The organism is Halococcus dombrowskii, assembly GCF_022870485.1.
In the GTDB taxonomy this organism is placed as follows: Archaea; Halobacteriota; Halobacteria; order Halobacteriales; family Halococcaceae; genus Halococcus; species Halococcus morrhuae.
The window spans coordinates 2,204,654-2,216,805 of sequence record NZ_CP095005.1; the positions used below are offsets into that span (position 1 = coordinate 2,204,654).

At 66.1% G+C, this 12,152-nt stretch carries 12 protein-coding genes; 4 read left to right on the forward strand and 8 right to left on the reverse strand.

All coding sequences use genetic code 11. The features are described 5' to 3' along the window. Nucleotides 1-18 precede the first annotated feature (18 nt). The 6 genes from MUK72_RS11310 to MUK72_RS11335 all read right to left on the reverse strand — a co-directional run bounded on the left by MUK72_RS11310 (nucleotide 19) and on the right by MUK72_RS11335 (nucleotide 8,169). Nucleotides 19-783 (reverse strand): TrmB family transcriptional regulator, encoded by a 765-nt coding sequence (locus MUK72_RS11310; RefSeq protein WP_244700607.1) that lies wholly within the window; start codon nucleotides 781-783, stop codon nucleotides 19-21. Further along, on the reverse strand, nucleotides 780-3,227 hold the full coding sequence (locus MUK72_RS11315; RefSeq protein ID WP_244700610.1) for an efflux RND transporter permease subunit: 2,448 nt from the start codon (nucleotides 3,225-3,227) through the stop codon (nucleotides 780-782). The genes MUK72_RS11310 and MUK72_RS11315 overlap by 4 nt, the downstream gene beginning before the upstream one ends. Further along, nucleotides 3,228-5,912, reverse strand: coding sequence for a hypothetical protein (locus MUK72_RS11320; RefSeq protein ID WP_244705361.1), 2,685 nt, complete (start codon nucleotides 5,910-5,912; stop codon nucleotides 3,228-3,230). It abuts the gene before it with no gap. A gap of 166 nt (nucleotides 5,913-6,078) precedes the next feature. After that, nucleotides 6,079-7,278 carry a methionine adenosyltransferase gene (locus MUK72_RS11325; RefSeq protein WP_244700613.1) on the reverse strand — a complete coding sequence of 400 codons (1,200 nt, stop codon included), beginning with the start codon at nucleotides 7,276-7,278 and terminating at the stop codon, nucleotides 6,079-6,081. A gap of 68 nt (nucleotides 7,279-7,346) precedes the next feature. Beyond that, a complete protein-coding gene (cyaB, locus tag MUK72_RS11330; protein WP_244700615.1) occupies nucleotides 7,347-7,901 on the reverse strand; it encodes a class IV adenylate cyclase in 555 nt (184 codons plus the stop codon). Between the two features lie 25 nt (nucleotides 7,902-7,926). Further along, the gene (locus MUK72_RS11335; RefSeq protein ID WP_244700618.1) at nucleotides 7,927-8,169 is read right to left on the reverse strand and encodes an amphi-Trp domain-containing protein; all 243 of its coding nucleotides are present in this window, start codon (nucleotides 8,167-8,169) and stop codon (nucleotides 7,927-7,929) included. A gap of 149 nt (nucleotides 8,170-8,318) precedes the next feature. Here MUK72_RS11335 and MUK72_RS11340 point away from each other — a divergent pair, with 149 nt between their 5' ends. Continuing rightward, entirely contained in the window at nucleotides 8,319-9,281 is a 963-nt protein-coding gene (locus MUK72_RS11340) for an FKBP-type peptidyl-prolyl cis-trans isomerase (protein WP_244700620.1), read from the forward strand. Between the two features lie 17 nt (nucleotides 9,282-9,298). Here MUK72_RS11340 and MUK72_RS11345 read toward each other — a convergent pair whose 3' ends face one another. Together MUK72_RS11345 and MUK72_RS11350 are read right to left on the reverse strand one after the other, a co-directional pair. Then, nucleotides 9,299-9,625: a DUF8064 family membrane protein gene (locus MUK72_RS11345; protein WP_244700623.1), complete on the reverse strand. Its 327-nt coding sequence runs from the start codon at nucleotides 9,623-9,625 to the stop codon at nucleotides 9,299-9,301. Nucleotides 9,626-9,684: 59 nt separating this feature from the next. Next, on the reverse strand, nucleotides 9,685-10,311 hold the full coding sequence (locus MUK72_RS11350; protein ID WP_244700626.1) for an RAD55 family ATPase: 627 nt from the start codon (nucleotides 10,309-10,311) through the stop codon (nucleotides 9,685-9,687). A gap of 91 nt (nucleotides 10,312-10,402) precedes the next feature. Between MUK72_RS11350 and pyrB the strand changes: the two genes are divergently transcribed. The 3 genes from pyrB to MUK72_RS11365 all read left to right on the forward strand — a co-directional run bounded on the left by pyrB (nucleotide 10,403) and on the right by MUK72_RS11365 (nucleotide 12,119). After that, a complete protein-coding gene (gene pyrB / locus MUK72_RS11355) occupies nucleotides 10,403-11,320 on the forward strand; it encodes an aspartate carbamoyltransferase (RefSeq protein ID WP_244700629.1) in 918 nt (305 codons plus the stop codon). After that, nucleotides 11,317-11,829 (forward strand): aspartate carbamoyltransferase regulatory subunit, encoded by a 513-nt coding sequence (gene pyrI, locus MUK72_RS11360; RefSeq protein ID WP_244700632.1) that lies wholly within the window; start codon nucleotides 11,317-11,319, stop codon nucleotides 11,827-11,829. The genes pyrB and pyrI overlap by 4 nt, the downstream gene beginning before the upstream one ends. Before the next feature lie 83 nt (nucleotides 11,830-11,912). Beyond that, complete coding sequence (locus tag MUK72_RS11365; protein ID WP_244700636.1) at nucleotides 11,913-12,119, forward strand: hypothetical protein; 207 nt, start codon at nucleotides 11,913-11,915, stop codon at nucleotides 12,117-12,119. Nucleotides 12,120-12,152: the final 33 nt, after the last annotated feature.

The window sequence follows — 12,152 nt, forward strand, 5'->3', positions numbered from 1 at the left end:
CCCGGATCGAGGCTCGGATCAGGCGTCTTCGAGATACTGATCGAACCAGACGTCGAGCAGGCCGACGAGCACCGTCGCGAAGCCCGTGTGGGCGCTCCAGATGGCCGCCTCGTGATCGACGGCCGGCAGTCCGTCACCGCCGGTGACGCTGATGAGCACCGTGTCGGCATCGACGACGAGCACGCGCCCGCTCCGCTCGTCGTTCGGCGCATCGGTCGTCGCACGGAACGAGACGTCGTCGCCGAAGCGCTCGCGTGCTCGGTCGCCGTCGACGACCGTCACCGCGACGCCACGCTCGCCTGCGGCCGTCAGCGCGTCGGCGACGACGTCGTCGAACGTCCCTTCCTCGCGCGCGCCGAAGACGACGCGCTCGTCGGCGTCACCGATGAGCGTGACGACCCGATCGTCGATCGTGCCGGTTCCCTGAACCGTCCAGATGTCCTCCTGGGCCTCGCTCTCGTCGGCGCGCTCGCGGCGGGCGGATTCGAGGTAGTCGAACGCGCGATCCTCCTCCCTGTCGAGGCGCTCGCGGAGGCGCGTACGTGCCTCGTCGAGATCGACCGCGCGATACTGGATCGGGTTCGACTGTTGAATATCGACCAGGCCGCGCTCGGCGAGGTCCTCGGCCGCACCGTAGATCTGCGAACGCGGCACCTCGGTCGTCCGATCGACCTCGCGGACGGTGGCGGTGTCGAGACGCTGGAGTGCGATGAACACCTGTGCCTCGTAGCTCGACAGTCCGAGCCGCTTGAGCGCCGCGACCGCCTCGTCGTGATCGCTCACGTCAGCGCCTCCCATGCGACGAACACCGACGGCGTGACGAGCATCGCCGTGAGATAGGCGAAGAAGATCGAGAGCGCGACGACCAGCCCGAACTGGCCGAGGATCGGCGTGATCGCGAGCGCGAGCACGCCGATGCCCGTGGTGGTCGTGAGCATGCTCCCGGTGAGCGCGCCACCGGTCCCCCGCACCGTCTCTTCGAGTGCGGGGAACAGCTCCTCGTCGAGTTCGTGATATTCGTCGATGAACCGATGGACGAAGTGCGCCGAGTAGTCGACGCCGAGGCCGATGGCGATCGAGAGGATCGTCGCCGTCAGCGCGTTGAACGGGATACCGAGCAGTCGCATCGAACCCGCGAGCAGCGCGACAGAGACAACGATCGGCGCGAGGTTCACCAGACCCAACGACGGACGGCCTTCGATGACGTAGTAGACCGCGACGAGGAAGATCGCCGTGACGACCAGCGCGGCGACGAGACTCCGGATCGCCGAGGTCAGGATGGTGCCCGAAACGGCTTCGAGCACGAGCGTCTGGCCGGTGGCGGTCGCCGAGAACCGATACCGATCGGCGAGCGCCCGTGCATCGCGCGTGATCTCGTCGTTCGAGGCGTCGCTCTCGGTCGAATACACCACTTGAGCGCTGCGGTAATCCTCGGTGATGTACTGGAGCGCCTGCGCGCGGAACGGCGAGTCGAGCAGCGCGTCGTAGATCTCGCCGAGGTTGTCGTCGGGCACGCCGTCGGCGTCGGCGTCGTTGCGCGCGACCAGCTGGGCGAACTCGGGCGACTGTGCAGCGTAGTCGCCGATGACGTCGACGATGCTGTCGGCGTCGGCTGACCGGTTGCTCGCGACGAACGCGTCCGGCGGGTCGTCGTTCGCGCGCTGGATGGATTCGAGCGCGTAGTCGTCACGCAACGGTCCCTCGACGTAGATCGTCACCGAACTCCCCTGCGTCGTCGAGAAGCGATCCTCCAGGAAGTTCGTCGTATCGGTGACGGTGTAGGTGCCGGGCGCGAACGGTTCGGGCAGGTCCTCGACGTAGCCCGGTAGCTCCTCGGGCGGCAGGAAGTCGTCCTGTGAGAACGAGGTGTCGACACCGGTCGCGTACGCCCCCGAGACGACCGTCAGAACGACCGTCAGTGCAAGTATCACGTAGGGCGCACGCCGTGCCGCACCGACGCCGACCATCAGTATCCGCCCCAGGATCGATCCCTCCTCGCCGAGCGGCGAGAGGCCGAACTCCGGGATCCCGTACTCGATGCGGAGCTGGTCGCCCCAGACCTTCGCCGCCGGCAGGAAGATCCCGAAGATCAGGAACGTGAAGACGATGCCGACGGCGGCGATGAGGCCGAACTGCCGGATCGGCCCGAGACCGCTGATGCCGTTGGCGGCAAAGCCCACGACCGTCGTGCCGGTGACGATGAAGAACGCCACCAGCAGCTGGTCGGTCGCGGTCCGCATCGACTGGCTGATGCCGACGTCCTGAACGCGCTCCTCGCGATAGCGGTTGATCGCGTGGATGCCGAAGTCGATACCGACCGCGAGCAACAGCGGCGGCACGGCAATGAGTAGCTGTGAGAACGGCAGTCCCACGAGCCCGGTGAACCCGAACGTCCAGATGATCGCCATCACGAGCGCGAGCACGCCGAGCAGCAGATCGATCGGGTCGCGATAGGCGAAGACGAGGAAGACGAGGATCAACAGCGACGCCGCGGGGACGACGATGACGAGCGAGTCGAAGATGATGTTCGTGAACTCGTCGGAGATGATGCCGCTCCCGAACACACGGATGTCGCTGTCGACGGAGTCGACGATCTCCTGTCCACGCGTCTGGATATCGAGCAGCGGGCTCGATCCACCAGTGCCGGCCGACGACGTCGACACCCCGCCCAGAACGTCGTGCTGGACGGTGCCGATCGTCGCCGAAGCCGACATCGACTGCCGATCGAAGTCGTTGCTCACAAGTCCCGTGAAGCCGGGGCCGGCGGCGGCCGTCCGGATCGCGCTCTCGATCTCCGACTGCGTCGCGTCTTCGAGCGTGCGGATCTGTGCGTCGACGGTCGTCGCGTTCGGATCGATCGTCTGGGCGACGATGCCCGCGGCGCTCGACGCCGACACCACCCGCTGGCTCTCGTGGTCTTCGAGGCGCTGCTGGGCTTCGAGCATCGCCAGCAGTTCGTCCTTCGCGAGCACGTTCGATCCCGACTGGATGAGCTGCGTGCTCCCGTTGCCCTCGGAAAAGGACGGCGAGAACTCCTGATCGATATCGTCGAGGGCGGCCTGTGCGGGGCTGTCCTCGGTGAACTGGCTCGTCCCGGCGTCCGTCGAGATGTTCGCCAACCCGCCGGCGAAGACGATCGTGAGCAGGACGAACGCGATCACCACCGTCCGCGGCCGCTCGGTGATCCACTCGTCGATTCGGTCGATGTAGCGCTGGTAGTCGACCATCTACGACCGTCGCGACCAGACCCAGCCGATGCCGAACACGACGAGCAGCGCGCCGAGCGCCCACATGATCGACAGCGACGAGAGGATGCCGCCGTCTTCGACTTCGACGAGTTCGATCGGCACTTCGTAGGTGTTCGAGAGCTTCGACTCGCCACCCGAATCGTACTGGAAGTCGACCGACAGCGGATACTCGCCGGCGTTCGCGTCGCCGCCAGCGCTCGCTTCGAAGGCGATCTGCTGGGTCTCGTTCGGTTCCAGCCGAGAGATGTACGCCTCGTCGCTCGCGATCGACAGCGGGTCGTCGACGAACGCCTTCGCATTGACGTTGCTGACCGTGCTCTCACGGTTGTTGGTCACGTTGAGCGTCACCGTGTCGGAGCCACCGACATCGAGGCTCGCGTTCGCCCGCTCGACGATGAACGCGTCGCTCTGTGCTCCGATGTCGACCTGCGTGTCGAGCGTACCGCTCCGGCGCGTGTCGCCGTTCCGGTTGTCGTACTCGACGACGAACGAGAACTGCTGCCCGCCGGGTTCAGCGCTATCGGTCACCTCGACGGGGACCGAGAACGACGTCGATCCGTTCGCCGGCAGGCTACCGAGCGCGACCTCCGTCGACTGCGGTTTGACGTTCTGACTCTGCGAGATCAATTTGATGACCGCGTTCCCCGCGTCCTGCGGGCCGCGGTTCGTGATGGTGCCCGTCACGTTACCCTCGTCACCGACGTTGAGCGTGCTGGACGTGTTTCCGAGGGTGAACGACTGCTCGGACTGTGGCGTGATCCCGACCGTGAACGGTCCCGACCGTCCCGGATCGCCGTCGCTGTCCTTGTACGAGATCGAGCTCTGCAGCGGGTAACTTCGGGTTTCGGACTGATTGCTCGCGGTCGCGTTGACCGTGACCGTGCGCTGGGCACCCGCGGGCCACTCGCCGATGAACTGCGTGGCGTTGGCCGTCCGCCCGAACAGGATATCGCCGGTCAGCGACTGCAGCGAGACGGTCGCCTCGGAGACGTTCTCGCCCTGGTTTTCGAGCGTGACGCTCACCGGTCCCTCGTCCCCGACCTGCACGTCGGACGAGGAGGAGACCACCGCGAAGTCATCGCTTTCGGCGTCGATGTCGACCCGCGCGTTGAGCGGCTTGCTCTGGAGCGGGTTCCCGTCCGCGTCGTAATACTGGACGACGAACGAGACCTGGCGCGCGCCGGGTTCGGCGGTGCTGTTGACGAGCACCGGATACTCGAACGCCTCCGATTCGTCGGGATCGAGCCCGCCGATGACGTACTGCGACTGTCGGGGGACGATGGCGCGGCTCCCGTTCGGCGAGAGCGTGATCACCGCGTCGGTGGCCTGCTCGGGCCCCTCGTTGGTGATCGTCCCCGAGATCGTCCCCTCCGACCCGGCCGCGAGATCGCCGTCGACGCTACTCAGGGTGAACTCCTGTTCGCTGGCGGGGCTGACGCCGAAGGTCAGCGGCGCGGACTGCGAGGCGTTGCCGTCGTCATCGTCGTACGAGACCGTCGCCTGGACGGGGTAGTCGTCCGTGTCGGCACCCTGCATCGCGCGCGCCGTCACCTCGACCGTTCGCGATTCACCCTCGTCCCAGTCGCCGACGTACCGACTCGTCTCCGCCGACTGGCCGAAGACCAGATCGCTCGACTGCGACTGGAAACTGACGACCGCGTCGGTCGCGTCCTCGCCGGTGTTCTCGATCGTCACCGAGACGTTGCCCGTCCCGCCGACCGACACGTCGGCGGAGACTCCGGTGACGTTGAACTCGGCGTCCGGCGAGGCACCCGTGGCGCTGCCCGCAGCACCGCCGGCCGCTGCACCGCCTGGCGCACCGCTCGCGCCCGCTGCGCTCGGGGCACCCGCTGCCCCGGCCGCCCCGCTTGGCGCGCTACCGGCCGCCCTACTGGGTGCACCCGCACCGCCGGCCGCCGCACGGGACGCACCGCCAGCGGCCCCGTTCGGCGCGCTACCGGACGGCGCTGCACCGGCGGCTGCGCCACCCGGACGGCCCGCGGCCCCACCTGATCCACCAGAAGGCTGTCCGGCACCGGCCGACGGGGCGTTCGCTCCGCCGCTTCTCGACGGCCCACCGGCATCGCCGGATGCGCTATCTGGCGGCGTGGCGCTTCCGGCATCACCCTGCGGTGCGCCACCCTCACCAGCACCGCTGGACGGGGATTCGCCCTCACTCGGCGCTTCGCCGCCGTTATCTCCTGATGAAGTTTCTTCATCAGTCGGGGACTGCGTCGGTGATTCGGGTTTCGGGGGAGATTTCTCGCCCGAGTCGCCCGATTCGTCCGTCGTATCCGGGGATTCGTTATCGGTCGTGTCCTCGGATTTTTCCGTGGTTGTCGTGTCGTTTTCGGTCGACGTTTCTGATTCAGTACTATTCGACGTCGTCGTATTCTCCGTGGGAGTCGGCGTCGGTGACTCTTCGGAAGAGTTCGTCGTGGCTGCCGACGTCTCGTGGGAGCCCTCGTTGTTGGCCGCCATCACCGAGGTCGAACCCGTCCCTGGCGATTCAACGGTTGTGACTTCCATCGGCTGTTCGACGGTCGTGTTGGATCCGTTGTTCGTGCTCTCGTTCGGCAAGACATCGCCCGTGAGGACGCCGACGACGCTACCCTGGATCGTGAGAAGAACGACGAGAACGGCGGCGAGCGCAGCCCGGTTCATTCACCACTCCTCCGCAGCGACCACCTGCTCGTCGATTTCGGCCCATCGAGAAGGTCCGTCCCTCCTGTGTGTATTCTCCTACTGACGGCACTCATACTACGTCGATACACACAGCTAACAGTTATACGGCTTTCGGAATCCGCAACGCAGCGAGTGAAACGCGGCGTCAGAACGTCGAGATGTCGCCCTCGATGACGCGTTCGGTCAGCCCGGTGATGTCGGCGAGTTCGCGGTCGACGATCGTGCGGATCTCGTCCTCGACGTCGCCGACGGCGATGCCCGCCTCGGTGCTCACGTGGATGTCGGCGACGTGTGGCTGGTCGACGGGGCGGCCGATCTGGCTCAGCAGTCGGACCCGGAGGTCGCGGATGCCGGCCACGTCGTCGACGACGCGCTCGGCGATCTCCGTCGAGAGGAGGTTGTAGATCTTGCCGATGTGGTTGACCGGGTTCTTGCCCGACGTGGCCTCCATACTCATCGAGCGGTTCGGCGTGATGAGCCCGTTCGCGCGGTTGCCCCGCCCGACGGAGCCGTCGTCGCCCTGCTCGGCGGAGGTGCCGGTGGTCGTGAGATAGATCGAGCCCGCATCGTAGTCGTCGGCGGTGTTCACGTCGATCGAGACCGCCCGATCGGTGTACTCGCCCGCGAGCTCGGCGACGTATTCGCGGACTTCCTCGACTGCCGCCGCGTACTCCTCGACGTCCCCGATATACGTATCTACCATTGCGGCCGCCACAGTAATATCGATTGCGTCGCCCTCGCGCTTGCCCATCACCTTCACGTCGGGGCCGAGCTCGGGATGCTCGGCGGCGTACTCGCCGGTGAGTCGTCGTTCGGCGTTCAGGACAATCTCCTCGGTCTCCGAGAGCGGTGCGTGACCCACGCCGTAGCTCGTGTCGTTGGCCATCGCCACGCCGCCCTCGCCGAAGACGTCCCGGAGGTCGCCGCTGCCCTCGCCGAGTTTCACGTCGATCACGACATCGGTTCCGACGTCGAGTTCGGGGACGTGTGCTTCGAGATACTGGCGGGCCGCCCGGAGCGCGATCGGTTCGGTGGGGATCGTCGTCCCTTCGTACTCGCTGGTCGCGCGCCCGACGATGAGCAGGTAGATCGGTTCGACGACCTCGCCGCCGCCGAAGGCGGGGGCGGCGCTGCCGGCGACCAGCTGGGTCTCGTCGGTGTTGTAGTGGAGGATCCGTCCGACGCGATCGAGATAGGCCGCCGCGAGCGCCCGCGAGACGCTCTCGGCGATGCCGTCACACAGCGAGTCGGGATGGCCGATCCCCTTTCGCTCGACGATCTCGACCGGCTCGTCCTCGGCGGCCGGCCGATCGAGCGCCGCCACGCGGATGTTGCGTTCGGTCATGCCGTGGGTTCGCCGCCGCCTGGCCTATAACTTGCGGAAACCTTCGCACGCTCGGAGATAACCAGTAGTTATTCGTTCGGCGGTCGGTCGTCCGTTTCGGCCGCGGACAGCAGTTCGAGATAGGAGGTCCGGATCTGCTCTCCTGGATCGCAGTCGAGCGCCGCCAAGAGGCCGCGCGCGCCATCGCGCACGCGTTCGATCTCGTCTTCGACTTCGGCCTCGCCCTCGACCTCGACGAACGTGCCGAGCCCCGCTACCGAATCGAGCGCGACGGTGTAGTCCCGACAGCGAAATTTCTCACGGGTTTTCTCGACGGTTGCGGCGGGAGTGAACCCGAGCGCATCGAGGACGTTCGCCATCTCCTCGGCGCTTCCGATCACCGTCTCGTGTTCGGTACGGGTTTTCGATCGCGCATCGACCAGCGGCCCCTTGTAGGTGAGTCGCGCCCCATCGTCCTCGCGGCGAATCCTGAGCGCCTCGTCAGTCTCGGGAAAGCTCCGATGTGGCGCGTCGTAGTACGTATCGACCTGCTTGACGGTGCCCGCGGCGTCGGCATCGAGCGTCGATAGCCGCTCGCGGACCGGTTCGTGGGGGCTGGCGACCTTGCACTCGACTTCGTACACGAGGGCCGTTCGTCCGGGGCGGAAACTACTCTTCGGCTTTCCAGTTGAGGTCGATGCTGATCGACTCGCGTTTGTCACCGAGCATCGGTTCGCGTTCGCTCACCTCGATCTCGTAGTCGACGGTATCGCGCGGCGTGAGCGCGACCGACTTGTTGCCGGCGAGGACCGTCATCTCGGCATCCCCGCGCAGTTCGTTCGCGAGCGATTCGAGCGCTTCGGCGGCCTCGTCGCGCGAGAGGGACTGACTCGCTTCGGTCGTGTCTGCCATACTCGACAGAGGATGTTCCGGTTCCTAAACCTGTCCCCTGCACGAACGGCGACGGCGTCGCTCGCTTGTAAGGCATGAGCAGCGCGATCCGTCGTCTGCAGGCGAACGTGAAGCAACGTTCTTAAACGTCGAACGGGAGTTGAGGAGGTATGAGCGACGAAGCAAGCGAACAGTCCGCATCGGACGCCGACGAGGAAGCCGCAAGCGGGATTCAGGAGGGTGATTTCGTCCGTCTCGCCTACACTGCCCGGTCGGTCGAGAACGACCAGCTCGTCGATACGACCGACGAGGAGGTCGCCGAGGAGGAGGGCGTCGACGACCAGCAACAGAGCTTCGAGCCGCGCGTCATCGCGGTCGGCGCAGGCCATCTCTTCGACACCGTCGAGGAGGACTTCACCGGCGGTGAAGCCGGCGATTCGGGCACCGTGACCGTCCCTGCCGACGAGGCCTTCGGCGAGTACGACGAGGGCGAGGTTCGGACCGTGAGCGCCGACCGCATCCCCGAGGACGACCGCTATCCGGGCGGCCACGTCGACATCGACGGCGAGCACGGCCACGTCGAGACGATCATCGGCGGGCGCGCACGCGTGGACTTCAACCACCCGCTCGCTGGCGAGGACGTCGAGTACGACTACGAGGTGCTCGACACGGTCGACGACCGCCTCGAACAGGCCGACGGGATGCTCGGCATGTACTTCGACGCCGACTTCGACATGCGGATCGAGACCGACGAGGTCGAAGAAGAGCAGATGGTCGAGCCCGACGAGGACGAAGCGGACGAAGACGACGAGGAGAGCGAACCCGAATTCGAGACCGATGTCGTCGAGAAGGAGACGCTCTACATCGAGCAGTCGCCCCAGCTCCAGTTCGACCAGCAGTGGATGATGGGCAAACAGCAGATCCTGGGCGATCTCATCGACCGGCTCGATCTCGACCGTGTGGTCGTCGAGGAGGTCATCGACGGCACTGGCGGGATGATGGGCGGCATGGGTGGCATGATGGGCGGTATGGGTGGCGGCGGTGGCGAGGCCGACCTCGACGCCATCGAGGAGGAGCTCGAGGACGCCGACGTGGACGTCGACGACATCACCGACGAACTCGACGAGGAATAACGACCCCGCACCGGACCTTAAACGCGCTCGTACTGCCGATAGCCCCAATCACTGAGGTAGACGAGCCCGCCGAGAACGAGCAGCGCGACGACGAAACCGAGTCCATTGATGACGACGCCGGCGACGCCCGCGAGAACGATGACGACGCCGAACGCGACCGGGTAGAGCGGATGTTCGCGGATCGTATCGACCGCCGCCAACACGAGCAACAGCCCGCTGAGGAAGCCGACGACGGCGAAGACGGGGTTACCGAAGTCGCTGAGCGCGACCGTGACGACCAGTCCGACGAGCACGATCTGGGCGGCGAGGCGTCGGAGGTCGAACGCCGGCTCTGCGGTTGCCATTGCGGGCGCTGTCGGCCGGCGGTCGCATAAACGCTCCGCCGGACACAGCCGCCGTCTCATTACGCGATATCGCGACTAGTGTCGACGGCGACTCGATCGGTCAGGGTGAGTTTGAGCGTCTCGGTGAGTGCGCGCCCGCCGCGGAACTTCGGCACCGCGAGGCGGTTCTCGACCGTCGCGCCGGTCGTATCGGTCGTGAGCCGGAAGATTACGTCCGCCAGGTGTTCGGTACTGTCGCGCAGGGGCGAGACGTCACGCCCGTCGAGGCAGTGCAACACGGCGAGGCTGCCAGTGTTGTCGAGGCGTCGGCGCAGACCGGCCATGAACTCCAGAAACGCCGGGCGCTCGGCGCGCTCGATCGCCGAGTGTGAGTCGACGACGACCGTCGAGCGCTCGGGGAGGTCGTCGAGGACGGTGAGCGCTTCGTCGATCGGCTCGTCAGAATCGACCGCCTGGATCGTCGGTTCGCCGGTATCCACGTTCGTTCGTTCGATATTCGCCGAGACGACCGCTGCGGGTCGCTCGAACGTGAGATAGAGTGTTTCGCGCGGCACCACGAACTCGGCGAGCAGGAGTTCGGCCTGGCTCGCCGGCGGGGCCGAAAGGGCGACGATGCTCCCCGCTGGAACCCCACCCCCGAGTCGGTTGTCGAGAACGTCGATGCCGGTCGGCAGGCGCGTTGACATTGGATTATCTTTCTGATGAGGCTGGATAAAGCTTGCCGGCGGACGGGGCGTGTCGGGGGATTCAAGACGAGTCGGTGCCCGGCTGTATGCAGTGACCCACGACCACGTCATCAGCGCCAAGAGCCTCTCACGGGCGGACATCGAGACGGTGCTCGATCGCGCGGCCGAGATCGATCGAACGCCGCCGGACCGGGATCGCCACGCCGACGATCTGCTCGCGCTCTGTTTTTTCGAGCCGAGCACGCGCACCCACATGAGTTTCGAGACGGCGATCAAACGCTTGGGTGGGGATGCACTCGACATGGGACCGGTCGAGTCCTCCAGCGCGACCAAAGGAGAGAGCCTCGCTGACACCGTGCGCGTCGTCGAGGGCTATGCCGACGCGCTCGTGCTACGCCACCCCAGTGAAGGCGCGGCGCAGATGGCGAGCGAGTTCGTCGATATCCCGCTGATCAACGCCGGCGACGGGGCCGGCCAGCATCCGACCCAGACGCTGCTCGATCTCTACACGATGCGCGAGGCGGCCGGCGATCTCGCCGATCTGACGGTGGGGATCATGGGCGACCTGAAATACGGACGGACCGTCCACTCGCTGGCCTACGCGCTCACGAAGTTCGACGCCCGCCAGCATTTCGTCAGTCCCGAGAGCCTCAGCCTCCCCCGGAGCGTCCGCTACGATCTCCACGAGTCGGGCGCGCGGCTCAAGGAACACACCGATCTCGACGCCGTCATAGAGGAACTCGATGTCCTCTACGTGACTCGCATCCAGCGCGAGCGCTTCCCCGACGAGAACGAGTACCGACAGGTTGCCGGCGAGTACCGCATCGACGCCGCAACGCTCGACGATGCACGCGAGGAGTGCGTGGTGATGCACCCGCTCCCCCGGGTGGACGAGATCGCCCCCGACGTCGACGCGACCCAGCACGCACACTACTTCGAGCAGGCCCACAACGCGGTTCCCGTGCGGATGGCGCTGCTCGATCTGCTGCTCTCGGAGGACGACCGATGAACGATCGCGACGAGAGTGAGGGGCGGAGCGATGACGGAAAAGGTGGCGAGGAGTCGGCACACGAACTCCGGATCAGCAAGATCCGCAACGGCACCGTCATCGACCATATCGCGGGCGGGCACGCGCCGGACGTGCTCGCCATTCTCGGCATCGACAGCGCCACCGACGAGGTCGTCAGCGTCGGAATGAACGTTCCTTCGGACAGGCTCGGTTACAAGGACGTGGTGAAGATCGAGGGGCGCGAACTCAGTCAGGACGAAGTCGAGGTCATCTCGCTCGTCGCACCCGCGGCCTCGATCAACATCATCCGCGAGTACGACGTGATCGAGAAGAATCGCGTCGAACGGCCTGCATCCGTCGAGGGCGTGCTCTCGTGTCCGAACCGCAACTGCATCACCACCGCGGACGAACCGGTCGCCACCCGCTTCGAGGTGCTCGACGACGGCGTGCGCTGTCTGTACTGCGGGACGATCATCCGTCGTCGCCTGACCGACCACATCGACGTCTGAAGGGTAGCTTTTCTGCCGGCGGCTGGCGCACGCTTGCAGCCGCCGGCCGAAGGCCGAAACCCGTTCCATGACTGATGGATGATATGGCCGATCCCGGCGCACGCTTCGGGTTCGACTTCGTGACGACGCTCGTCGGCTCCGGGCTCACCCTGCTGGTGTCGGCGGGCATTCTGCGCTACGGGAGCCGACTCCAGTGGACGACGACCGAACTATACGCCATCGGCGGCGGTGGGCTTCTGGTGATCGGTCTCCTGTTCGGTATCGTCCTCGCCGCGGCCGGATTGAAGTGAATCGATCGGGTGCGCGGAGCGAACCGCTTACCC